The following is a 24,094-nucleotide window of genomic DNA, read 5'->3' on the forward strand; positions in this document are numbered from 1 at the left end:
GGTGGGCGCGGGACTCCCCGGTGCGGACACGCCGGGGAGCCTTCGGAGCCCCACCCGGCTGTCGGTCGGCGGTGCGAAGATCGGGGGGTGGCTGTGACACGTCGGATACGCGGTGCGGGTTGTGGGTGGGGAGCTGTTGCGGCGTATGTCGTGCTCGCGGTGGTTGTTTCGGGGGTGCTGCTGGGGGTGCAGGAGCGGGTGGGGCTGGATGCGGCGGCCTTGTCGCTGGCGCAGTTCGGGCCGGCGGTAGCGGTGGCCGTCGTTGTGGTGGTGTGCGGGAACCGGATTCGGGGGGTGGTCACCGCGGCGGTGCCGTGGCGGGTGGTCGGGGCGGATGTGGCGACCCTGGTGGGGGTGGTGGCGTTGCTCGGGGTGCTGGTGGCGATGGCGGCGGTGCTCGGGGGGATGACACTGGTCGGGCCGCGTGCGGTGGGGGAGATCCCGTTCCTGGTATTTCTGGTGTTCCAGCTGGTGGGGGCGGCGGGGGAGGAGGTCGGCTGGCGCGGATTCCTGCAGCCCGCCTTGGAGTTTCGGTACGGGCGGCTGGTGGCCGTCGGCGTCACCGGGTTGATCTGGGCGCTGTGGCATGTGCGGGCGTTCACCATGGGGCCGGTGGTGGCGGGGTCGTTTCTGGTGGCGGCCATGGGGTTCGCGGTGGTGCTGGGATATCTGGCCAACGGGAGTTTCGTGCAGCGGGTGGTGACGGCCACCATCGGGCACTGGCTGATCAACGTGACGCTGTACCTGGTGATGGGTGACGACACGCTCGGCGTGCCGCAGGTCTGCTACTACGCGGGCGCGAGTTTCCTGGTGGCGGCGCTGGTGCTGAGCTGGAGCGTGGCGCGCGACAGTGCTCGTCAGAAGGTTTTGGCGGGTTCCTCGGAGTAGCCGGAGGCGAGAGCGGCCGTGCGAGTGCGCCGACCCGGCGTCCACCAGTTCGCCTCGCCCATGAGTTTCACCAGGGCGGGCACGAGCAGCATGCGGACCAGGGTGGCGTCGATGACCAGCGCGATCACCATGCCGAGGCCCAGGAAGCGCATGGGCGTCAGCGGGGAGAGGGCGAACGCGCCGGTGATGAGCACGAGCAGCGTTGCCGCGGCGGTGATTACACGTGCCGTCTGCACCGTGCCGATGCGGACCGACTCCTCGGTATCGGCTCCGGCCTCGTGCGCCTCCACCATGCGCGACAGCAGGAACACCTCGTAATCGGTCGACAGGCCGAACACCACGGCGATGATCAGCACCATCATCCCGGCGGAGAGCGGACCGACGCTGACACCCAGCACACCGGCCAGATGCCCGTCACTGAAGATCCAGGTCAGCACGCCGAAGGTGGCCGCCAGGCTGAGGAAGGCCATGAGCACCGCCTTCACCGGCAGGATGATCGACCGGAAGGCCAGGGCCAGCATCAGCAGCGTCACCGCCACCATGACCACGATCATGAGCGGCAGCTTCGCCAGCACGGCCGTGACGCTGTCGGCGGTGGCGGCGCTCTGCCCGCCCACCCGCACCGTCGCACCGTCGATCTCCAGGGCCCGAAGGTCTTTCACGATCTCCTGCGCGTCCGGCGACCGATCGGGCGCGGCCAGCGCGGCGTGAATCACCGCCGCATTGTCCTTCGTCCCGATCTGGACGGCCTGGCGCACGCCGTGCACGGCACTGATCTCGCGCAGCGCCGTGCTGACAGCGGCGGAGCGCGGCGCCGCGCCGTCGATTCCACGCAGCACGACGGTCGCGCCGCTGTTCGCGGCGGGGAACTCGGCCGCCAATTCCTCTGTCGCGAGCCGGGTTTCATTGCCCGCGGGGAGCGCGGTGTGGTCGATGTCGCCGAGCCGCACTCCGGTCAGCGGGGCGGCGAGCACCAGCAGCAGTGCGCCGACCGCGATGGCCACCGTCCCCGGCCGCTTCATGACGGCCGTGACCACGCGGCCCCAGAACCGTTGCGCCCGTTCCTCGGAGCGTTCGAAGGCATCCGCCCGCCAGCTCCACTTGCCGATCCGCGTCCCCAGCAGCGCGAGCGCGGCCGGGAGCACCGTCACCGACAGCAGCGCCGCGAGCCCGACCGCCGCCATCGCCCCGTACCCGAGTGACCGCAGCACCGACTGCGGGAACACCAGCGTGCCCGCGAACGCGCACATGAGCAGCAGGGCCGAGAACAGCACGGTGCGACCGGCGGTTTGCAGCGTGCGGACAACCGCGGCGCCGACATCGGGGTCGCGCCCGGAGCCGGCGCTGTCGCCCTCGTCGAGTGGGTCGCCGCGTCGGGTGCCCGCGTCGGCACCGATTCGGCTGTCGCGGCCGGAGCCGCCACTGCCGTCTCCGAGTTCACCGCCGCGGGCCCGGCCCAGTTCCTCCCGGAACCGTCCCACCACGAAAAGCCCGTAGTCGATGGCCAATCCGAGCCCCAGCAGCGACACCACGTTCATGGCGAAAATGCTGACCTCGGTGAACCGCGCGATGATCCCGACCGCGCCCAGCGCTCCGATCACGGCGAGCGTGCCCACCGCCACCGGCAGCGCGGCGGCCACCACCCCGCCGAACACCAGCACCAGCACGATGGCGGTGAGCGGAATGGAAATGGACTCCGCGATGATCAGATCGCGCCGCGATTGTGCGCTGATGTCGTCGGCCAGCGCGCTGTATCCGGTCAGCTCGGTCTCGATGCCCGGAACCCGCAGCGACTCCTCGATTTCCGGGAACACCGCGATCCGCCGGTTGTCGTCCCCGGCCGCGAACACCACGGCCACGGCGTGGCGCCCATCGGCCGACCGCAGGTACTGCTTGCGCGCACTGTTCCAATAGGTTTCGACCGGCCGGTCGAGCAGACCGGGATCGATCCGCCCCACCGACTCCTGCACCCGCGCCCCGATATCGTCGAGCGTCTGCCCCTCGGGCGCGGTGTAGATCGCGATGACATCCGGATTCTGCGGCCCGAACTGTTCTTTCACCCACGCGTCCACCGCACTGGATTCGCTTGCCGGATCGGTGAATCCGGCCGCGCTCACCTTCTCCGCGAGCCCGGTCGCGAACAGGCCGCACGCGAGCGCGAACAGCACGGCCGCCACCAGCACCAGTTTCGGCCGCGCCACGACCAGCCCTGCCCAAACCTTCATAGTGCGACCTCTGATCGTTGTCTGCGGAGCGTTACGGCGCTACCGAATCCGGATGGGGGAGGCTTGGTTTCGCGGTGGCCGGGGTGTGGTCGGGTTGCGGCAGTTCCGCTTCCAGCGTGGTGACGATTCGGTCGAGGAGGGCGTCGAGGCGTTGCGGGATGCCGCGGCCGCTGCGGGCGGAGACGGTGAGTTCGGTGCGGCCGCCGCCTTCGGTGAGGGCGAACAGCAGGGGCATGGCGACGCTGTGCTGGGGGAGCATGCGGACCGAGGTGGGCTGCCAGCCGGGGACGGCGAGGTCGTCGAGGTCGTAGCGGCCCATGTGGGAGACGGTGGCGGAGGCCAGGTTTCGGCCCAGGCGGGCGCCCAGCACATTGAGGGTGCGGGCCAGCGTGCGGCCGACGGCGGGCGGCAGCTTGGTGAGACCGCTGTTGTCCATCTGGTTGAGTTCGCGGCCCTCGTCCAGGCCGGCGCGTTTGATGTCGCGGATCTGCTGCCAGGTCATACCCGGGGTGGCGTCGACGAACAGGGGGAGGGCGAGATTGCCGGTGGAGCGCAGGCCGGGCAGGTGACGGCGCAGGTCGACCGGGATCATGATGCGCGAGATCGGGCCGCCCTCCGAAGCCAGGATGGCGGCGACCCGCTCCAGCGCATTGCGGCCGGTGGCGTGAATGGTGCGGTGGCGCAGCAGGTGTCGCGGTTCGCCCGGATCCTGGCGGCCGTGGCCGACGGCGGCGCGGAAGCGCGGCTGCATGAGGGTGGGGCGGCCGGGCGCGCCGACCCGGTCCACCAGTTCGGCGTCGGCGACGGGTTCGTCCGCGCCGATCGGGGTCTGGCCGCGCAGCGCCCGGAACACGTCGGTGGCGAACATGACCGCGCCCATACCGTCCATGACACCGTGGAAGATACGGAAGACGACGGTGACCGGGTCGGCGGTGAGCAGCAGCACCTCCACCGTGGACTCCGGGGTGGGGCCGATCGGGCTGGTGAGCACCGGATCCGCCTCCAGCGCGGGGTACTGCAGGGCATGCGGGAGCACCCGCACGCTGGGTGCGACCCCGCTGTCCACCCAGTATTTGCCGTCCCGCACCAGGCGTGCGCCCGGATTGGCTTCCGCCGCAACGGCTACCGCCCGGCGCAGGGCCTCGGGGTCGATCCGGCCGTCACCCGCGAAGGCCATCTGCATGAGGAACGGCGGAGCCAGATCCCGCATGGGGAAATAGATGAGCTCGGTCGGGGTGATGGGTCGGCGGAAGGTCATGGCGTCCTCTGCGGCGTGGGGGCGGCAGGTACCGGGCTCGCGCGATGAGCCCGGTAGCGGCCTACCGGATGTCCTTGGTCAATTCGACGACCCCGCCCTGGGTTTCGAGCCAGGCCAGGAACGAGGTGAGCCCGGTGGCGCGGTCCACGATCGGCGCGTAGCCGAAATCGCGTGCGGCGGCGGTCGTGTCGTAGGTGGCGGTGCGGGTCATGAGCGCCACCACGTACCGCGACAGCGGCGGCGACCAGCGGGTGGCGACATACGGGATGCGCCAGATGGTTTCGATGAGCGCGACGGCCGCGTTCACGACCTTCGGATTCGGCTGCCGGGACGGCGGCGCGTATCCGAGCCCGCCCGCCACCTCGCCGAGGAAGCCCCACACATCGGTCTGCTCGGCGTCGGCGATGAAATACGCCTTGCCGCCGACGTTCTCGGAGGCGGCGGCTCTCACGCAGGCTTCGACGATATTGTCGACATGGCACAGCGAGGCGTACACCTGCTTGCCGAACGACAGATCCGGCAGTGCGCCCGCGGCGGCGCGGCTGAGCAGCCGCACGATCGGCCCGGACCGGTCGCCCGCGCCCCAGATGGCGCGCGGACGCAAGGCGCAGGTGGTGAATTCCGCTGTGTTCGAAGCCAATACGGCGCGCTCGGCGGCGGCCTTGGTCTCCGAGTAGAGGTTCAGATACCGCGTCGGATAGGGCAGCGACTCGTTCACGTTCACCTGGTCGCCGCCGTCGCGATCCATGAGCGCGCTGGGGCTGGAGATGAACACGAACCGGCGCGCCCCGTTGGCGCGCGCGGCCCGCAGCAATTGCTCTGTGGCCGTGATGTTCTCGGCCACGAACTGCGCGCGGGTGCCGCGCTCGTCCACCCGGGCGGCGCTGTGGAACACCACGTCCACGCCCTTGGTGGCGCGCTGCAGCGACACCGCGTCGGTGAGATCGCCGTGGATGACCTCCACCTGATCGATCACCTCGGCGAGGTCACGCAGATTGCTGGTCGGCCGCGCCAGAATCGCGACCTGGTAGTCCCCGTCGCGCACCAGGCGGCGCACCAGCGCGCCGCCCAGAAACCCCGACGCTCCCGTCACCAGTGCCTTCATGCCGCCTCCTGTGTCTTCCACCAGGTGAGTCCGAAGATCTGTGTCATGACCGCGGTTTCGACCGCGGACCGATCGCTGCCCTTCGACGCGCGCAGGGCGGCCGGGATCTGCGCCGCGTGCACGACGACACTGAGGAAGACGTCGATCCAGAAGGCCGCGCGCAGCAGCCGGTTGGCGGGTGCGCGGTCGGTGAGGATCGCGATCACGCCGACCGCGATGTAGAGCCAGCCGAACACCGGGACCGCCCGCAGTGCCAGTACCTTCATTTCTCCGCTCCGATCTGCTCTGCCGCCCAGACCGCGAGTTGTTCGCGGCCGATCTTGGCATTGTGTCGGATGTCCACCGGGAAACCGGGATGGAACAGGAATCTGGAAACCTTTGCGGTGACGGCGAATTCGCCCGCCCGCCGGCGCAGTACGGCGCTGAGCGCGCCCCGGTCCACGCCCGCCTCGGTCTCCACGCACAGCACCGGCTCCTGCGCGCCCTTCGCGTCGACGCCCACCAGGGCGGTGCGCGCCACGCCGTCGAGCACATTGAACACCTGCTCGACCTGCACGGAGAACATGGGACCGTCGGCGGCGTGCACGCGCTGACTCTTGCGCCCGCAGAACCAGATCCGGCCCTCGTCGTCGATCCAGGCCAGGTCGCCGGTGCGGTGCCACACGGTGTCGCCGTCGACGATCTTGCCCGCCCGATTGGCCTCGTGCGGCCAGTAATAGCGGGTGCTCACATTCGGCCCGGCGACGACCAGTTCACCGATGCCGCGCGTAGCGTTCAGTTCCCCGGCGCGGGCCTCGACCTCGGCCCAGGTCGGCAGCGCGTCATCGGTGATGGCGACCAGCCGCGCCCGCACGCCCTCGGCGGGACGACCGATGCAGGTGCCTTCGCCGCGATGCGCCCGCTCGACCAATCCGCCCAGCAGTTCCCGCGATTCGATGGTCGACATGGGCAGCGCTTCGGTGGAGCCGTATCCGGCGTGCACCTCGGCGTCGGCGGCCAGCACCGTGCGCAGCCCCGCGATGCACCAGTCGGGCACCGGCGCGCCACCGGAGTAGATGCTGTGCAGCGTAGGCACTTCCGTGCGATGCAGCTGCAGATGCCGCAGCAGCGGAATCAGCACGGCGGGCGAGGCGAACATGGTCCGCACCCCGAACCGGTTCACCGCGTCCACCACGTGCAGCGGATCGGTGGATCCGACCTTGCTCGGAATCAGCGGCGGCAGTACACATCTCGACCCGAGCAGCATGTCGAGGATCCCGACCAGCGGCAGCGTGATCAGCGAGGTGCCCGGCGCGACGCGATTGCGTGCCGCGTCCACCTGATCCACCATCGCGGTCAGATTCCCGTGCGTCATCTCGACGGCCTTGGCGGGACCGGTGCTGCCCGTGGTGTAGGCGATCAGCAGTAGCTCATCGGCGGGCGCGGGCACCCGGCCCTTCAGCACCCCACCGTGCGCGGCGCCGGTGTGCGAGTTGTCCGGTGCGCCGAAGCGATTCGCGACGCCCTTCACGGCCGCGCCGATGCGCTGCGGAACCGAATCGGCCTGTGCGGCCGGACCCAGCGCCACGGTGCCCCAGCTGGCGCTGGTCAGCCCCCACCCGCGCAGGGTCGGCCCGTTCCAGAACCAGCGGCGGCCGACCGTGATCGGGATCCGCACCTCGCGGAAGTACTTGCGGAACAGCACCCGTGCCGCGTGCGCCTGCGGAATGCCGATGAACGCTTCGGCATTGGCGGCGCGCAGGCAGTTGAGCATCTTGCGCAATCCCATGCCCGGGTCGATGACGACCGGCACCGCGCCGATCTTCAACAGCGCCAGCATGATCGCGTACAGCTCCGGGCTGGGCAGTACCAGCACGATGGTGCGGGTGCCGCGACCGACGCCCTCGGTGTCGAGCCGGGTCGCGAGCGCGTCGGACCAGGCGTCGAGTTCCCGATAGGTGAGGTGCCGGTAGTCCGGGAGCCCGGAGGCGGTCTTCCCGTCGGGGAAGATCACCGCCTCCCGCTCCGGATGGGCGTCCACGACCGTCTTGAAGCGGTCGAGGGCGCCCCAGTAGGTCGCGACGGTCACGCGTCCGCTCCGACGAGGGCCGGGAGCCGGTAGACGACCGCGGCGGCGGACGGCCCCGCACCGGCGGCCACGAACAGCACGTGCGTGCACCCGCGCAGCGATTCGTCCTGCACCGCCAGGTCGTAGGCCAGCGGCAGGGCGGCTGTGTGCGGATCGCCCTGCGCCAGGTCCGGCGTCCGCACCGCGTCGGCGGCGATGCCGAGTTCGGCGGCCAGCCGCGCGGGGAATCCGGCGGTCGGGGTGGACGCGATGAGCGCCGTGGTGGCCAGGGGGAGTTCGTTCTCGGCGAGCACGGCGCTTGCCGCGTCGACGGCCACCGCGAGCAGCCGCTCCTCGGCGTCGGCGTCGCGCAGGTGGGTCATGATCTCCCGGCCGCGGGTGCCCATGGTCGCGACGTCCACGTACGACTCGATGGCGGGGGAGCCTTCGCCGGACACCGTGTGCACCCGCCCGAAGCCCTCCGGCTCCTCGGTGTACTCCAGCAGCAGCGCGGCACCCGCACTGGCGTACGGGAATTCGTCGTCGGCGGCTCCGCGCTGCATCGACGGGTGGGTGTCACCCGACACGATGAGCACGTGCTCGACCCCGCCCATCGCCAGGATCGACTGCCCCACCTGCACGGCGTTGAGCACGCCGACGCCGGCGTTCATGAGGTCGAAGGAGAACGACCGCGGGTCGTTCTTCTCGTAGTCCAGCCCGATCCCGGCGGCCTTCTGGATCAGCGCCGAGACGGCCGGTTCCACGGTATTGGAGTCGCGGAAGATGCCCGCGTTGATCAGCACGCCGACCTGGTCGGCGCGCACGCCGGCGCGCTCCAGGCTCTGCTTCGCCGCTCGCGCGCTGAGCTCCACGATGCTGAAAGTGTCTCCGGCCCGGCTGGTTCCGGTGGATTTGATGCGCACGCCCATGACAGACCTCAGACCTTCAGCGACGAAATCGTGGTGGACAGGTAACCCGCGACGACGCCGGAGGCGGCGGGAATCATCAGGATCTTGGATCCTGCTTCGATGTTCTGCTGGCTCAGGTGATCGTGCAGCACAATGAAATGCGAAGTGGTGGAGGTGTTTCCGTACTTCTCGATCACGTTCAGATCCGGCGGCATGGGCACGCCGAACTCGCGCGCGGCGATGGCGTTGATGAAAGGCACCGCGCCCGCGCCGAACTGGTGGTGGATCAGATAGTCGAACTTCTCGTCCGCGAAGGTGGTGCCCTGGCTCTCCAGGAAGGTGCCCTGGGTGTCGGTCCACAGCAGGAAGCGGGATTCGTTGTGCATCTTGCGGTTGTCGGTGTAGAGCGCGACGCCCTGCGACTTGTCACTGGGCATGCCGAGGCACAGATGCGAGTATTCCGAGGCCGTGGTCAGGTCAACGTAGTGGATGCGGTCGTTCTCGTCGACGGATTCGTCGAGGATGGCCGCCGCACCGGAATCGCCGACGGTCAGCGAAGCGAATTGCAGGTCATACTTTTCGGTAATTTCGGCGACGGCGGTTTCCGCAATGGGAGTAATTGCCTCGCCGCTCACCACGATTCCGCGTCGCACGGCGCCCGACCGGATCATTCGATCGAGAATGTAAGTGCCGGTGAGCATTCCCGCGCAGGCATTGGACAGATCGAAATGAATGACATCGGCGCGCGCTCCGATGGCGCGGGCGATGGAGCCCGCGAAGGAGGGCTCCATATACATCTTGGTGCCGTCCTTGCTGCGCGTGATCGAGGTGGAGATGATCACGTCGAGGTCCGAAGCCGAGTACTGTGACCTGGACAAAGCGTCTTCGATTGCCTTGAGTGCCAGCACGAACGAGTCCTCGTGACTCGCGGGGGTGGTATCGCGCATGCGTCGTTCCTTGACGCCCGTGATCTTCTCGAGATCGAAGCCCGGAGCCTGTTGCAATTGCGCGATGAGTTCTTCGGTGGTGACACGTTTCGAGGGCAGATAAGCCCCGATCGACTCGAAGCGAGAATGTGGCACGGGGAACTCCTGGTAAGTAGGAAGAATTACGCTCGCTAGCAGGATGGATTGAGGCTACCCGACGGTAACTAGGCGAGCGACCGACACAAAGTCGAGGCATTGTCTGAGACAATGCCCGAATAGGCTGTTTATGGAACTGCCGGTAACAGGCAGTAGTGACCGGTCAGCAATCGCTGAATCTGGAGAACGAGCGGGTCAGCCGGTTGGTTCGAAGGTGGCACATAGCCTTCCGCTATCTCTCCGCCATCGGGGGATTTGCCCTCCGGAGTTATCGGACTGCTAGTTTCCCTGTGAGAGACTTCACCATCGGTGTCCTGCCCGAACGTGATCCGTCACACGGCGGCGGAGTCGCGTCTACCGGTAGCGGCAAACTGTCTGAGCGACAGTGCCTTTCACTGCCCGAATCGCTATGGATTTCATGAGCCGTCACGATTAGCTTGTGGGGGTGCGACTTCGGGCTGTAATGACCGGCGGCATCACTGCCGTACAACTGACCGTGCTGGCCGCCCTGGGCGCGACCGCCCCCGCCACGGCCGATCCCGGGCTCATCGGCTGCGGTCAGTGGGCCAAGACGACCGTCGCCTCCGGCTACGGCAGCCTGGAGAACCTCGCCTTCGACGGCCGCGGCGGCCTGCTGCTGTCCGAGATCAGCCTCAGCGGTTCCGGCGGCGCGCTGCAGCGTCTCACGGCCGAGGGGGCGCGCTCCACCGTGGCCGACATCGAAGCGCCCGGCGGCATCGTGGTCTCCGGCGCAACGGCTTTCGTGAACTCCGGCAACACCGCCAACAGCGGACTGTCCGGCCTCGCGGACGGCTCCATTCAGGCCGTCGACCTGAGCACCGGTGCCGTCCGCCCCGTCGCGACCGGCCTGACCATGCCCAACGGCCTGGCGCAGCTGCCCGACGGCGGATTCGTGGTCAGTCGCGATATGGGCGCGGACACCACCCTCACCCGCGTCCTGCCCGACGGCTCGATGCAGCGTCCCGCGCCGGGCCTCACCTCCACCAACGGCCTCGCCTACGATCCGGAACGGCGAAAGCTGTTCGTCTCGACCACCTTCGACGCGACCAGCACCCTCGCCGTCTTCGACGTGGACGATCTGTCCGCGGAGCCGCAGCGCATCACCATCCCCGGACCGGGCCCGATGAACGCCGCCGACGATCTGACGGTCGGACCGGACGGTGCGGTATATGTAGCCCTGAATGTGCTCGGCCAGGTGGTCCGGGTCGATCCGGATACCGCGCGCACTTGCGTGGTGGCCAATGGCCTGCCCTTCACCACGTCCGTCCGCTTCGGCTCCGGGCCGGGCTGGGATGTCCACTCCCTGTATGCCACAAGTTTTCTGGGTACGGTCACCCGCCTCACGCCCTGAGTTCGTGCGGCCCCGCACCCAGATTGTGTCGGCCCGCGGCATTGACGTTCGAGCCTCGCAGACCGAAAACTGCTGAGGCCGCGACTTTCTCGGCTCCCGCGGCGTGGTTCCGGTGCAGGGGGTTGCCATGCGTGTCCATCATCTGGAGTGCGGCGGAATCGATCCGCTCGGCGGAGAGTGGCTGTGGGGCATGGACCTGGTGATCCACTGTCTGCTCATCGAACACGACACCGGACTGACCCTGGTCGACACCGGCCTCGGCCAGCAGGCCGCACGCGATCCCGCCGCCTGGCTGGGCCGCGCCTGGTGCGGCGTCTTCCGCCCCGACCCCGATATCGCGGGATCCGCACTGGCACAGGTCGAATCGCTCGGCTACCACCGCGACGACGTCCGCGACATCGTGCTCACCCACCTGGACCTCGATCACGCGGGCGGCCTCGCTGACTTCCCGAACGCCCGCGTGCACGTCTTCGAAAATGAGCTGCGCGCAATGGAATTCCCGCGCGGCATCGGCGAGACCCAGCGCTACCGCACCCCGCAGCTGCGCCACGGCCCACGCTGGCGACTACACGCCGAGGGCGGCGACACCTGGTTCGGCTTCACCGGTGCGCGCACCCTGCCCGGCATCCCCGAGGAGATCGTGCTGGTACCGCTGGCCGGGCACAGTCGCGGTCACGCGGGAGTGGCGGTGCGCACCGGTGATTCGTGGCTGCTGCACGCCGGCGACGCGCACTTCGGTCAGCTCGGCCGCCCCGGCGATATCGAACGGCCATGGGTCGTCGCCGCTTTCGAAGCCTTCGCCGCGGCCGACGGCAAGGCCCGCCGGCACAACTGGGAACGACTGTGTGAGCTGGCCCACGATCACGCCGACGAGGTGACCGTCTTCTCCGCCCACAGCGGCCCGGAGCTGCGGGCGCTGCGGGCCCGTGCGAGGGCACTGGCCTGAGTGCGCCATAATCGCCCTGGGAATGTCTCAGGAGGTTGGCGGCACAGTGGGCGGCAGATTCGGTCAGGCGGACACCCTGCCCGAGATTCCGATGCTCGGGCGATATATGCGATACCGGCGTGAGGGCCTGGGGCTCACCCAGGAGGAAGTCGCGCGGCGCATGTACGTCAGCCTCTCGCTCTACCGCAAGCTGGAGAAGGGCGAACGCCCGCTGTCGATGAGCCGACTCGAGGACTGGTGCGCGGCTGTCAACGCGCCCATCTGGATGCTGCAGAAGATGGTGTCGATCGCGCTGCCCATGCTGTCGGCGTCCATCGCCAAGGGTTCCTGGCCCCCGGCGCTCAAGGACGAGGACCTCGAACACCTGGAGGCCTTCCCGTTCCCGGCGTTCTTCCACCGCGTGCCCGAATACGATGTGCTCGCCGCCAATGCGGCCGCCCGGGAAGCCTTTTCATGGCTGCTGCCCGCGGATCAGGGCGCGGTCCGGCCGACCAATGTGATCGAGCAGATGATGACGGCCCCGGAGGCCCCGCGGGTGCTCGACAACTGGTACGAGATCGTGCACCGGCTGCTGTTCTACATGCGGGTGGCCGCGCCCGGCATCGTGCCGCCGGAGCGGATCGCGCAGATCCTCGAAACCTGCCGGGGCAACCCGCATTTCGAGGCCATGTGGTCGACGGATATGACCGAGGAAGTGTTCAACAGCGCCCGCGTGGTGGTGAACGTGCCGGACTCCGGCGAGCAGCTGTTCTTCACCATGCGCTCCTACAACGCCGTGCATCCCGACGACACCGGATATCAGCTCTTCGTGCTGACCCCGCGCAGCGCCTGACCGGGCCGGTGCCCCAATAAGTGTCGCCGACCCGAGTTGACCTGGGACGGACCCGAATCGGATGCTGTTCGGGCTGCGGTCGGCACAGCAGGTATTACCGGTTGAGAAGTTGTGGAGTTCGGAGGGGAATCTCCACCGCACTGCGCGGTGTGCCCCGAACGAACGGCTGTGCCGCACCCCGGCCCTCGAACCCCCGCACACATCGGCGTGTGCGGGTCCACGAGGCTCGCGTCAGTTCTTGGGCGCGACGTACTTCGGGAAGACCACCTGCGGCTCGGGCAGGGTGGCCCCCGGCGCGATCGGGGTGGCGACGGCCGCGAAGGTGCGGTCGGTCTGGTCGAGCAGATCCAGGATCTTGCCCGCCGACGCCGGAATCACCGGCTGCACCAGCAGCGACACGATCCGCACGACCTCCATGGTCACGTACAGGATGGTGCCCTCGCGGGCGATGTCCTCCGGCGTGCCCGACTTGGCCAGCGTCCACGGGGCCTGTGCCGAGAAGTAGCGGTTGGTCTCGCCCAGGGTCAGCCACAGCTGCTCCAGGCCGAGATGGATCTGCTGCTGGTCGAATTCGGCGCGCACCTTCTCCAGCAGGCCGCCCGCCCGCTCCAGCAGGGCGGTGTCCTCGGTGGTGAACTCGCCCGGGGTCGGCACCACGCCGCCGAAGTCGCGCGCCACCATCTTCAGGCAGCGCTGCGCGAGATTGCCGAACTCGTTGGCCAGATCGGTGTTGATCCGGCCCGCGATGGCCTCCTCGCTGTAGGAGCCGTCCTGCCCGTAGGAGATCTCGCGCAGCAGGAAGAACCGCACGGCGTCCAGGCCGTAGGTCTCCACCAGCGCCATCGGATCGACCACATTGCCGACCGACTTGGACATCTTCTCGCCGCGGTAGTTCACGAAGCCGTGCACGAAAACCCGCTTGGGCAGTTCGATTCCGGCCGACATGAGGAAGGCCGGCCAGTACACGGTGTGGAAGCGGGTGATGTCCTTGCCGATGATGTGCAGGTCGGCGGGCCAGAACTTCTGGTACGCGGCCGAATTCACATCCGGGAAGCCCGCGCCGGTCAGGTAGTTGGTGAGCGCGTCCACCCACACGTACATGACGTGCGCCGGATCGCCCGGCACCGGCACACCCCAGTCGAAGGTGGTGCGGGAGATGGACAGATCCTTCAGCCCGGCCTTCACATACGAGACGATCTCGTTGCGCCGGGTCGCGGGCGCGATGAAATCCGGCTGGGTTTCGTACAGTTCGAGCAGCTTGTCCTGGTACTTGGACAGGCGGAAGAAGTAGTTCGACTCCTCGGTCCACTCCACCGGGGTCTTGGTGTCGGTGGAGATGCGGGTGCCGTCGGAGAGGACGGTGGTCTCCTCGTCGGTGTAGAACGCCTCGTCGCGCACCGAGTACCAGCCCGCGTAGGTGTCGAGGTAGATATCGCCGTTCGCGGCCATCTTCTCCCAGATGGCGACCGACGCCGCGTGATGGTCTTCGTCGGTGGTGCGGATGAACCGGTCGAAGGAGATGTCGAGCGCCTTGTCCATGGCCTCGAAGACATCGGAGTTGCGCGAGGCGTACTCCTGCTCCGGGACGCCCGCGGCCTTGGCGGCCTGCTGCACCTTCTGGCCGTGCTCGTCGGTGCCCGTCATGAAGAACACGTCGAAGCCGTCGAGTCGCTTGAAGCGGGCCAGGGCATCGGTGGAGATGTACTCGTAGGCGTGTCCGATGTGCGGTGCGCCGTTCGGGTACGCGATGGCCGTGGTGATGTAAAAGGCGGGGCGGTCGGATGCGCTCATGGTGTGTCTACTCTATCTGCGTGCCTCTACACGCTCGCGTGAATATCCCCGTCACCGGTGTCGCCCATGAGTAGCCGCCGGCCCGCCCCCGAGCCGCCGGAGCCGCTGGCCCCGCTGGTGGACGCGCACACCCATATCGACGCCTGTGGCGCGACCGATCCGGAATCGGTTGCGGCGCTGGTCGATCGGGCCGAAGCCGTGGGCGTCGGCAAGATCGTGACGGTGGCCGACGACATCGAGGCCGCGCGCGCCGCGGTGCGGGCCGCGCACTGGGACGATCGCGTCTACGCGGCTGTCGCGCTGCACCCGACCCGGGCCAACGCGCTCGACGATGCCGCGAAGAAGGAACTCGAGGAGCTGGCCCGGGATCCGCGCGTGGTCGCGGTGGGGGAGACCGGGCTCGACTACTACTGGCCCGGCAAGCTCGACGGCTGCGCGAATGTCGAGGAGCAGGTGGAGGGTTTCCGCTGGCACATCGATCTCGCCAAGCGGGTGCGCAAGCCGCTCATGATCCACAACCGCGAGGCCGATCACGATCTGCTGGCGGTGCTGCTGGACGAGGGCGCGCCGGATCAGGTGATCTTCCACTGCTTCTCGGGTGACGCCAACATGGCCATCGCCTGCGTGGAAGAGGGATATGTGCTGAGTTTCTCGGGCACCGTGAGTTTCAAGAATGCCCATGAATTGCGGGAGGCCGCGAAACTGGTTCCGCAAGATCAGATTCTGGTGGAAACGGATGCGCCCTATCTGACCCCGCATCCCTTCCGCGGCGCGCCCAACGAGTCGTACATGCTGCCGTACACGGTGCGGGCATTGGCGGAGATTCGCGGCCAGGATCCGCAGGAGCTCGCGGAGATCACCACGGCGACGGCTCGGCGGCTGTACCGAATCTAGCTCTCTCGCACCTTTTCTCACGTTTCGCACGGTTTCTGTGTGAATGGCCTGGTGAAACCGGCGAAACGTGCATACCCGCAGGTTGGTTCGCGGAATGTGTTTCGGCTCACTATGATGAGCCGGATCGTGATCTACCTGCGGAATCGATATCGGCTCGTTATTTCCGGATATCCAGGTCCGCGTGGATAGGTTGTCAATCGCTGACCCCCTCGTTATCGTACTGTGACCATGCCGGGATTTCCGTTGAACGCTTTGGCGAAGATCAACTCGTCGCGATCGCCGCTCCTGTACGGAGCCATCGCGGCGATGCTCGTCACGCTCATCGTGGGTGCGGGTCTGGCCATCGTGAACAAGAAGGAAGTCACGCTGGTTGTCGACGGGCAGAAGCTCGTGCAGCACAGCATGTTCCGGGACGTTCGCGGTGTGCTCAAGGACGCCGGTTTCACCCTCGACGACCGCGACGACGTATCCCCTTCCGCCGCATCGCGAATCCGCGACGGCGAGACCATCACGCTGAACCGGGCTCGCGAGGTCGCGCTCATCGTGGACGGCAAACCCTCCACCGCCTGGACCACCGCGCTCACCGTCGCGGAAGCCGTGGTGAAGCTGGGCCTGCCCGACGACGTCTTCACCTCGCCCGCGCGCCCCTCGCCGCTGCCGCTCGAGGGTGCGCAGATGCTCATCACCAACCCGCGCACGGTGGAACTCTCCGATGACGGCAATCCGCTGTCGCTGGTGCGCCTGGCCGCGCCGACCGTCGGCGAACTGCTGCAGGTGCAGGGCCGGCCGCTGATCAATCAGGACTTCGTGGAACCGGCCGCGAGCACCCCGCTCACCGACGGCATGAAGATCACCGTCACCCGCAAGACCGTCACCAACCGCGTCGAGCGCATTCCGCTGGATCCGACCGAGAACGTCATCGAGGATCCGACGATGAACATGAGCCGCGTCATCGTGGAGAACCCGGGCACGCCCGGCGTGCAGGACGTCACCTTCGCCATCTCCACGGTGAACGGTGTCGAGGCCGCCAAGGATCCGATCAGCTCGACGGTGATCGTCCCCTCCGCGCCCAAGACCGTGCGCAAGGGCGCCAAGCCCGGCACCGAGGTCCCCGAGGTTCGCGACGGCCACGTCTGGGATGCGCTGGCCAAGTGCGAATCCGGCGGCAACTGGGCCATCAACACCGGCAACGGCTACTACGGCGGCATCCAGTTCGACGCGAGCACCTGGGCCCGCCAGGGCGGCCTGCGCTACGCCCCTCGCGCCGACCTCGCCACCCGCGAGGAGCAGATCGCCATCGCCGAGGTGACCCGCGCGCGCCAGGGCTGGGGCGCCTGGCCCGCCTGCACCAGCCGCCTGGGAATCAGCTGACCCGTCTTTCCGGGCGTGCTCGACCCCGTCATTCCGGCATGCTTTCGGCCGGAATCCACCTCTGCCCGAAGTGGATCCCGGCCGAATCCGCGATGACGAGGGTGGGTTACATCAGCGCGCCGCCGTCGACCCGCAGTTCGGTGCCCGTCATGTAGCGGCCGTCATCCGAAGCCGCCATGGCCACCACGCCCGCGATGTCCTCGGGCTTGCCGAGTGCGCCGCCTTCCAGCCAGCCGGGCAGCCGGGCCATGAGGCTCCAGTCGGCGTCGGCGGGCAGGGCCAGTCCGGCGGTGATGCCGGTGCTGATGCCGCCGGGCACGATATTCACCGCGCGCAGGCCCTTCTTCACGTATTCGAGGGCGATGGTGTGGGTGAGCGCGTTGACGCCCGCCTTGGACGCGGCGTACGCGGCCATATACGGATTCGAACCGAAAGCCGAAGTGCTGGAGAAGTTCACGATCACGCCGCGCTGCGATTCGATCAGCTTGGGCACCGCCGCCTGAATCATGAGGAAGGTGCCGGTGAGATTCACCGAGATCACCTTGTTCCAGTCCTCCAGCGGCATTTCGTGGGTGTGCGCGGCGCGCAGGATGCCCGCGGCGTTCACGAGAACATCGAGCCCGCCGAGGAATTCGAAGGCCGCGGCGGTGGCGGCGCGCACCGATTCCGGGTCGGAGATATCGAGGGTCAGGGTTTCGAGTCGCTCGCGCTGATCGGCGGGGACAGCTTCGAGGGTGGCCTGCAGGCCCTGGTCACTGATGTCGGCGGCCACCAGCTGTGCCCCCTCGGCGAGCAATCGCAGGGCGACGCCCTGGCCGATGCCGGAGCCGGCTCCGGTGACGAGGACCCGGCGGTTTTCGTATCTGCGCAACATGGCGAGAAATTAGAACAAGTTACAGCGCCCGTCAATGGCCGGAAAGGGCATCGGCGGCGGCGATCTCAGAGTTTTCTCATACTGGACGGTTGATCAATTCCGCTAGGCTCATCGGCGCACACGAAATCGTCTGGGTCGGGAAGATGGAGGATTTATGCGGTTGTTCGGTTGGCGCGCACGGGTATTCACCGCCACCGTGGTGTCAGCGGGCGCACTGCTCACCCTGCCCGGCTCACCCGCCCAGGCCGCCGCCTCCGGCGACCTGATCACCGCGACGGCGAAATCCGGTGAATTCCGGGGCATGGCAAACGCTTTCACCGTCGACTACTGGACCACCCGCTCCAATGGCGACGCCGTGCAGGCCAGCGGCGCGCTCTTCGTCCCCGACGGCCCCGCGCCCGAAGGCGGCTGGCCGATCATGGCCTACGACCACGGCACCTCCGGCCTCGGACCCGGCTGCGGCGGGCAATCCGACAACAGCCGCGTGGCCCGGCCCAACGAGGACGCGGTCCTGCAGTACTTCGTGAACAAGGGCTTCGCCGTCGTCGCGCCGGACTACCTGGGACTCGGCCGCTTCGACACCGGCCCGCACCCGTACCTGGAACTGCGCAGCGAGGCCACCGCCACCATCGACATCGTCAAGGCGGCCCGCGCGGCCCGCACCGACCTGTCGCGCACCTGGGGCGTCTTCGGCTTCTCGCAGGGCGGGCACGCCGCGCTCGGCACCGCCAACCTGCAGTCGGTCCTCGCGCCCGAACTCGACTTCCGCGGCACCGTCGCCGTCGACCCGGCCTCCGATGTGGAGAAACTGGTGCCGCTGGGCGGACCGTACGTCCCCGACATCCCGGGCCAGGCGGGCAATGCCGTCGACGCCTTCGTGCTGAGTATGTTCGTCGGCCTGCGCGAGACCCGGCCCGAGCTCGACATGAACAGCTACCTCACCCCGCGCGGCCGCGACATCCTGGATCGGGCGGGCAGCATGTGCTTCGGCGACATCATGAAGGTCGCCGACGGGGTGTCACTGGGCGAGATGCTGTCCCGGCCGCTGTCCGACGAACGCTTTCGCAGTGCCATCGCCGATTACATGGCCATCCCTGCCACCGGCTACGACGCGCCGATCCTGCTGCTGCTCAACACCAACGACCTCACCGTGCCCGCGCCGCTGCACGCCGCGCTGGCCGCCCAGTTCGCCGCCGCGGGCGTGGACTTCGGCACCGTCGTGGGCAACGGCACGCACTGCCAGCTGAACGACCAGATGTGGGCCGCCATCGGCGCGTTCGCCGACCGCATTCTGGCCGCGCCTGTCACGCCCTGATCCGGGGTTGATAGGTTTCGCAGAGTGTCCGAATCCGAAACCGCTGGTCGTGGTCAAGCCGCACTGCTCGGTCCCGCCGAGGTGCGGGAGTTGGCCGAACGCTTCGGCGTCCGCCCGACCAAGCAGCTCGGACAGAACTTCGTGCACGATGCGAACACCATGCGCCGCATCGTCGCGTCCGCCGGAGTCGGCCGTGACGATGTGGTGCTCGAGGTGGGGCCGGGCCTCGGCTCGCTGACCCTGGCCCTGCTCGATGTGGTGGACCGGGTGGTCGCCGTCGAGATCGATCCGCCGCTGGCGCACTTCCTGCCGGAGACCGTCGCCACCCGCGCACCAGAGCTGAAGGACCGCCTCACGGTGGTCGAGGCCGACGCCCTGCGCGTCTCCGCGGCCGACATCCCCGCCGAGCCGACCGCGCTGGTGGCCAACCTCCCGTACAACGTGGCGGTGCCGGTACTCCTGCACCTCATGTCCGAATTGCCGAGCATCCGAACGGCTCTGGTGATGGTGCAGCTGGAGGTGGCCGACCGGTTGGCCGCCGAACCCGGCAGCCGCACCTACGGCGTCCCCAGCGTGAAGGCCGGATTCTTCGGCACCGTCCGCCGCGCCGGAACCGTCGGGCGGCAGATCTTCTGGCCGGTCCCGCAGGTCGAATCCGGGCTCGTCCGGATCGACCGCTTCGCCGAACCCCCGTGGCCGGTGGACGAGGCCCACCGCCGCCGCGTCTTCGAGGTGGTCGACGCCGCGTTCGCGCAGCGCCGCAAAACGCTGCGGGCCGCGCTCTCCGGCTGGGCGGGTTCCCCCGCCGAAGCCGAAAAGCGCCTTGTCGCAGCGGGAATCGCGCCCACCGCGCGCGGCGAGACGCTCGACACCGCGGCCTTCGTCCGCCTCGCCGACCAGGCGCGGCAGCCCTAGTTGGTGCGAATCACCAGGCCGTTGAGCAGATCCGAGTCGACGTTCTCGTGATCGGCCTTGGCGGTGACGGTGATCTGCACCAGGTACTCGCCGCTCGCCGCCGCGACGACGACGTAGCGGGTGTGCACCCACAGATCGAGCGCTTCCAGGCTGTAGGTGCCGACCACGTCCGCGGACGGGTAGGCCTCGAAATCGGCCACATCGGCGACGATCTCACGCCACTTCGGCAGCGCGCGGGCATCGGTGAACGCGCACTGCAGCAGGTCGTTCGCGGCCACCGGCTTGGAGAACTTGCCGACCAGCAGCACCACATTGTCGGCCCAGCCGCCGGCGGGCGGCAGCGTCCACACGCCGTACGCGCCGGGGAAGACGGCCCGGTCGACCGCCTGCCATTCCTCCGGCAGCGTGATCGTCACATCCGGCACCCCGGGCTCACCCGGTTCGGCGGGGGCGATCTGAATATCCGCCGCGGTCAGGAATTCGGCGATGGTCGTCACGGCATGTGCTCCTCGGTCGATGGGCCGTTCCGATCCGGAACGCTATCGGATGAGCTTCGTAGCCGTGCGGGCACTGTCCGGGTCGCGGCCCGCCAGGGGAGCGGCGCGGTCGCGAAGAAACGGGCCGTTCGGATCGTGTGATCCGAACGGCCCGGTGCGACAGGGTGTTCCGTCCGCGGCGTGTGCGCTGCGGCTCATCCGCGAAAGCGGCGCAGGCGCAGGCTGTTGCTGACCACGAAGACACTGGACAGGGCCATGGCGGCACCCGCGAGCATCGGGTTCAGCAGACCGGCGGCGGCCAGCGGGATCGCCGCCACGTTGTAGCCGAACGCCCAGAACAGATTGCCCTTGATGGTGCGCAGGGTGGCGCGGGACAGCCGGATGGCCGTTCCCACCGTGCGCAGGTCACCGCGCACCAGGGTGATATCCCCGGCCTCGATGGCCACATCGGTGCCGGTGCCCATGGCCAGACCCAGATCCGCCTGGGCCAGTGCGGCCGCGTCGTTGACGCCGTCGCCGACCATGGCGACCACCTTGCCCTGCCCCTGCAGCTGCTTCACCACGTCCAGCTTGTCGCTGGGCAGCACCTCGGCGATGACCTCCTCGATACCGACCTGGTCCGCGACGGTGCGGGCCGCGGCGGCGTTGTCGCCGGTCAGCAGGACGGGGGTCAGGCCGAGGGCACGCAGGTCGGCGATGGCCTCGGCACTGGTGTCCTTGATCTTGTCGGCGATCACCAGCACGCCGCGGGCGTGTCCGTCCCACGCCACCACGATGGCGGTGTGACCGGCCGACTCGGCCCGGGACTTGGCCTGCGCCAAGGTATCCGGCACCTCGACCGACCAATCCCGCAGCAGCTCGGTGCGTCCGATGACCACCGCGCGCGCACCGACCAGACCCTGTACGCCCTTGCCGCCGTGGCTCACGAACTGCTCCACCGGCTCGGTGTCGAGTCCGCGCTCGGCCGCGCCGGTCACCACGGCCCGTGCGACCGGGTGCTCGGAGCCGTGCTCCACCGCCGCCGCTACGGACAGCAGTTCGTCCGCGTCCACGCCGTCGGCCGGAATCACTTCCGCGAGAGTCATTTTGCCGGTGGTGACGGTGCCGGTCTTGTCCAGCACCACGGTGTCGATGCGCCGCGTCGACTCCAGTACCTGCGGGCCCTTGATCAGAATGCCCAGCTGCGCACCGCGTCCCGTGCCGACCAGCAGCGCGGTCGGAGTCGCCAGACCCAGGGCGCACGGGCAGGCGATGATCAGCACGGCCACCGCCGCACCGAAGGCCGTCGCCACGGCCGCGCCGGTGCCGAGCCAGAAGCCCAGGGCCGCAACGGCGATCGCGATGACGATCGGCACGAACACCCCGGCCACCCGATCCGCCAGCCGCTGCACCGGAGCCTTGCCGTTCTGCGCGTCCTCCACCAGCAGGGCCATCTGCGCCAGCTGGGTGTCCGCGCCGACCCGGGTGGCGCGCACGGTCAGCAGACCGCCCGCGTTCACGGTCGCGCCGATCACCTGATCGCCGGGGCCGACCTCGACCGGCACCGACTCACCGGTCAGCATGCTCATATCGAGCGCCGAATTGCCGCTCACCACAATGCCGTCCGTGGCGATCTTCTCGCCGGGGCGGGTCAGGAACTCCTCTCCGACCCGCAATTCGCCGACGGGGATGCGGATTTCGACACCGTCACGCAGGACGGCGACATCCTTCGCACCCAGTTCCAGCAGGGCGCGCAGCGCGGATCCGGCCTTCTCCTTGGACCGGGTCTCGAAGTAGCGGCCCGCCAGGATCGCCGTGATCAGCGTCGCCGCGACCTCGAAGTACAGCGCCGAGGACGAGTCGCCACGGGTAATCGCAAGGCTGAAGGGGTGTTTCATGCCGGCCATGCCCGCGCTGCCGAAGAACAGCGCGTACACCGACCAGCCGAAGGCGGCGATGGTGCCCAGCGAGATCAGCGTGTCCATGGTGGCCGCGCCGTGCTTGGCGTTCACCCACGCGGCCCGGTGGAACTGCGCGCCGCCCCACACCACGATGGGCGCGGTCAGGGTGAGCGAAAGCCACTGCCAGTTCTCGAATTGCAGGGCCGGGATCATGGCCATGGCGACCACGGGGATCGCCAGCGCCAGTGTCACCAGCAGGCGGTGGCGCAGCTGCCCGGTTGCGCTCGGGGCCGAATCATCCTCGGACCCGGCGCTTTTCACCGGCTGGGGGTTGTGCACGCCGGCCGTGTACCCGGTGTCGACCACCTTGGCGATCAGATCATCGGTGGTCACCGATTCCGGGAAGCTGACCTTCGCCTTCTCGGTGGCGTAATTGACGGTGGCGGTGACGCCCTCGATCCGGTTGAGCTTCTTCTCGATTCGCGACGCGCAGGAGGCGCAGGTCATGCCGCCGATCTCGAGCTCGATCGACTGGTTCGGCAGACTGCTGTCGCGCAGGCTGCCGCCGCCGAGCTGCTCGGCATCGCGTTCGGGTGCGGGCGCGCTCATTGGTGACCTCCTTCGTGCCGTGCGGGACCGCCCGATGCGGGTGCGGTCGTTGCGTCCGCGGTGAACTCCGCGGTGTGTACTTTGCCGTTATGTGAGAAGTCCAGGTAGAGACGGTATTTGCCGTCGCTCGGCGCTTCGGCGTGGAAACCCACCTCCGGTCCGGGTGGCGTCTTGCCGACCTCACCCTGCGGATGGACGTGCAGGTAGGCCAGGTCACTCGCCCGCAATGCTACGAGGTGCGCGTAAGCGCCCAGGTAGGGCTGCAGATCGGTGACGGGCTTGCCGTCGCGGGTGATCGTGAACTTCAATTCGCTTCCGGCCGTGGCCAGGTCGCCGGTGAGGGTGACCCGGTAGCCGTCCACCTCGGCGGTCTTGGACACCGGCGGCAGCGGCCGATCCTGTACCGCACCTTCGACTTTCACCGTGCGGCTCAGTGTCAGTTCGGGGCCGTCCGCGGCGGCGAAGTCGGCGAATACGCGGTAGGTGCCGGGTTCGGCCCACGTCCAATCGATGGACCAGGTGCCGTCGGCGGCTAGTTCCGGGTGTACGTGCCGGAATTGGCTCGCGTCCGTGCGGGCCACGATCAGGTGCAGCTGCTTGTCGTGCAGCGTCTGGTACCGGGTGACGGTGCCCTGCGGCCCGGTGATCCGGAAGCGCAGTGCGCCCTGCTGATTCGCGGCCGTGGGGGCGGAGACCTCGCCGAGGGCGTAGCCGGATTCGGATTCGGTCAGGCCGTAGGTCGATTCGGGGGCGGTCGTGCCGTGTTCACTGTGTGCGGCCGTGGTGCCGGGGGCCGGCTCGGTCGGATCGCCCACCAGGGCGCCGATTCCGAGCGCGGCCCCGAACAGTACGACCAGTCCGCCGCCCAGGGCGGCGAACCTCAGTCGATCGTTCATCTCAGCTCGCCACCTGATATCCCGCTTCGTCGACGGCGGCGACGACATCGGCGTCGGCGAGCGCGCTGCTCGACTCGACCTTCACGAGACCGCTGGCGAGGTCCACGTCGACACTGGTCACTCCGTCGATCTTCCCGATCTCCTTCTGGACCGACCCGACGCAGTGGCCGCAGGTCATCCCGGTGACGGTGTAGGTGCTGGTGGCCATTGTTCGGCTCCTTCACTCGCGCTCAATACGGTGTGGGGGTATCCCCGACACCGAGAAACATACCCCCCATGGGTACCCATCGCAAGGGGGTCGGGCCAACTCGCTGGGCTCTCAGGGGCTGCGCCCCCGAACCCCCAGGTGGAGGGCGCGAAGTCGCTGTGCCGAACTTCTGCCGGGGCGT

The 24,094-nt window shown here is 68.5% G+C and carries 21 protein-coding genes; 8 read left to right on the plus strand and 13 right to left on the minus strand.

All coding sequences use genetic code 11. From position 1 onward, the window contains the following. Positions 1-87 precede the first annotated feature (87 nt). Positions 88-888: a CPBP family intramembrane glutamic endopeptidase gene (locus JK358_RS40535; RefSeq protein ID WP_201956173.1), complete on the plus strand. Its 801-nt coding sequence runs from the start codon at positions 88-90 to the stop codon at positions 886-888. Here JK358_RS40535 and JK358_RS34435 read toward each other — a convergent pair. From JK358_RS34435 to JK358_RS34465, 7 genes are all read right to left on the minus strand, one after another. Next, a complete protein-coding gene (locus tag JK358_RS34435; RefSeq protein ID WP_201956176.1) occupies positions 858-3,113 on the minus strand; it encodes an MMPL family transporter in 2,256 nt (751 codons plus the stop codon). The two genes, JK358_RS40535 and JK358_RS34435, sit on opposite strands and share 31 nt — an antisense overlap. 31 nt (positions 3,114-3,144) lie before the next feature. Continuing rightward, positions 3,145-4,371 (minus strand): peptide synthetase, encoded by a 1,227-nt coding sequence (locus JK358_RS34440; protein ID WP_201956178.1) that lies wholly within the window; start codon positions 4,369-4,371, stop codon positions 3,145-3,147. A gap of 61 nt (positions 4,372-4,432) precedes the next feature. Continuing rightward, a complete protein-coding gene (locus tag JK358_RS34445; RefSeq protein ID WP_201956181.1) occupies positions 4,433-5,476 on the minus strand; it encodes an NAD-dependent epimerase/dehydratase family protein in 1,044 nt (347 codons plus the stop codon). Next, on the minus strand, positions 5,473-5,742 hold the full coding sequence (locus JK358_RS34450; protein ID WP_201956183.1) for a hypothetical protein: 270 nt from the start codon (positions 5,740-5,742) through the stop codon (positions 5,473-5,475). Before JK358_RS34450 ends, JK358_RS34445 begins: the two co-directional genes overlap by 4 nt. Further along, the gene (locus tag JK358_RS34455) at positions 5,739-7,544 is read right to left on the minus strand and encodes a fatty acid CoA ligase family protein (RefSeq protein WP_201956186.1); all 1,806 of its coding nucleotides are present in this window, start codon (positions 7,542-7,544) and stop codon (positions 5,739-5,741) included. The genes JK358_RS34450 and JK358_RS34455 overlap by 4 nt, the downstream gene beginning before the upstream one ends. Beyond that, positions 7,541-8,452, minus strand: coding sequence for a beta-ketoacyl-[acyl-carrier-protein] synthase family protein (locus JK358_RS34460; protein WP_201956189.1), 912 nt, complete (start codon positions 8,450-8,452; stop codon positions 7,541-7,543). The genes JK358_RS34455 and JK358_RS34460 overlap by 4 nt, the downstream gene beginning before the upstream one ends. Before the next feature lie 8 nt (positions 8,453-8,460). Then, positions 8,461-9,513 (minus strand): 3-oxoacyl-ACP synthase III family protein, encoded by a 1,053-nt coding sequence (locus JK358_RS34465; RefSeq protein ID WP_201956191.1) that lies wholly within the window; start codon positions 9,511-9,513, stop codon positions 8,461-8,463. A gap of 445 nt (positions 9,514-9,958) precedes the next feature. On the opposite strand from JK358_RS34465, the gene JK358_RS34470 reads away from it, so the two are divergent. The 3 genes from JK358_RS34470 to JK358_RS34480 all read left to right on the plus strand — a co-directional run bounded on the left by JK358_RS34470 (position 9,959) and on the right by JK358_RS34480 (position 12,663). Continuing rightward, positions 9,959-10,885: an SMP-30/gluconolactonase/LRE family protein gene (locus JK358_RS34470; protein ID WP_307817882.1), complete on the plus strand. Its 927-nt coding sequence runs from the start codon at positions 9,959-9,961 to the stop codon at positions 10,883-10,885. A gap of 127 nt (positions 10,886-11,012) precedes the next feature. Further along, positions 11,013-11,831 carry an MBL fold metallo-hydrolase gene (locus JK358_RS34475; RefSeq protein WP_201956193.1) on the plus strand — a complete coding sequence of 273 codons (819 nt, stop codon included), beginning with the start codon at positions 11,013-11,015 and terminating at the stop codon, positions 11,829-11,831. Between the two features lie 22 nt (positions 11,832-11,853). Then, positions 11,854-12,663: a helix-turn-helix domain-containing protein gene (locus tag JK358_RS34480; protein ID WP_201956196.1), complete on the plus strand. Its 810-nt coding sequence runs from the start codon at positions 11,854-11,856 to the stop codon at positions 12,661-12,663. A gap of 231 nt (positions 12,664-12,894) precedes the next feature. Here JK358_RS34480 and metG read toward each other — a convergent pair whose 3' ends face one another. Next, a complete protein-coding gene (metG, locus tag JK358_RS34485; RefSeq protein WP_201956199.1) occupies positions 12,895-14,454 on the minus strand; it encodes a methionine--tRNA ligase in 1,560 nt (519 codons plus the stop codon). A 66-nt stretch (positions 14,455-14,520) separates the two neighbouring features. Here metG and JK358_RS34490 point away from each other — a divergent pair, with 66 nt between their 5' ends. Further along, positions 14,521-15,348 (plus strand): TatD family hydrolase, encoded by an 828-nt coding sequence (locus JK358_RS34490; RefSeq protein WP_201956201.1) that lies wholly within the window; start codon positions 14,521-14,523, stop codon positions 15,346-15,348. A gap of 243 nt (positions 15,349-15,591) precedes the next feature. Continuing rightward, a complete protein-coding gene (locus tag JK358_RS34495) occupies positions 15,592-16,719 on the plus strand; it encodes a resuscitation-promoting factor (RefSeq protein WP_232852406.1) in 1,128 nt (375 codons plus the stop codon). A gap of 106 nt (positions 16,720-16,825) precedes the next feature. Here JK358_RS34495 and JK358_RS34500 read toward each other — a convergent pair whose 3' ends face one another. Beyond that, positions 16,826-17,590, minus strand: a complete 765-nt coding sequence (locus JK358_RS34500; RefSeq protein WP_201956529.1) for an SDR family NAD(P)-dependent oxidoreductase — start codon at positions 17,588-17,590, stop codon at positions 16,826-16,828. A gap of 157 nt (positions 17,591-17,747) precedes the next feature. Here JK358_RS34500 and JK358_RS34505 point away from each other — a divergent pair, with 157 nt between their 5' ends. Next, positions 17,748-18,908: an alpha/beta fold hydrolase gene (locus JK358_RS34505; protein ID WP_201956206.1), complete on the plus strand. Its 1,161-nt coding sequence runs from the start codon at positions 17,748-17,750 to the stop codon at positions 18,906-18,908. Positions 18,909-18,932: 24 nt separating this feature from the next. Further along, positions 18,933-19,823, plus strand: a complete 891-nt coding sequence (gene rsmA, locus JK358_RS34510) for a 16S rRNA (adenine(1518)-N(6)/adenine(1519)-N(6))-dimethyltransferase RsmA (protein ID WP_201956209.1) — start codon at positions 18,933-18,935, stop codon at positions 19,821-19,823. Here the strand turns inward: rsmA and JK358_RS34515 are convergent. The 4 genes from JK358_RS34515 to JK358_RS34530 all read right to left on the minus strand — a co-directional run bounded on the left by JK358_RS34515 (position 19,820) and on the right by JK358_RS34530 (position 23,913). Beyond that, positions 19,820-20,320 (minus strand): LpqN/LpqT family lipoprotein, encoded by a 501-nt coding sequence (locus tag JK358_RS34515; protein ID WP_201956212.1) that lies wholly within the window; start codon positions 20,318-20,320, stop codon positions 19,820-19,822. The two genes, rsmA and JK358_RS34515, sit on opposite strands and share 4 nt — an antisense overlap. Positions 20,321-20,514: 194 nt before the next feature. After that, positions 20,515-22,707, minus strand: a complete 2,193-nt coding sequence (locus JK358_RS34520; RefSeq protein ID WP_232852427.1) for a heavy metal translocating P-type ATPase — start codon at positions 22,705-22,707, stop codon at positions 20,515-20,517. A gap of 98 nt (positions 22,708-22,805) precedes the next feature. Beyond that, entirely contained in the window at positions 22,806-23,705 is a 900-nt protein-coding gene (locus JK358_RS34525; protein WP_201956217.1) for a DUF8832 domain-containing protein, read from the minus strand. 1 nt (position 23,706) lies between these two features. Beyond that, the gene (locus tag JK358_RS34530) at positions 23,707-23,913 is read right to left on the minus strand and encodes a heavy-metal-associated domain-containing protein (protein ID WP_201956220.1); all 207 of its coding nucleotides are present in this window, start codon (positions 23,911-23,913) and stop codon (positions 23,707-23,709) included. Positions 23,914-24,094 lie beyond the last annotated feature (181 nt).

This window comes from Nocardia acididurans, from assembly GCF_016741815.1.
GTDB classification, from domain to species: Bacteria; Actinomycetota; Actinomycetes; order Mycobacteriales; family Mycobacteriaceae; genus Nocardia; species Nocardia acididurans.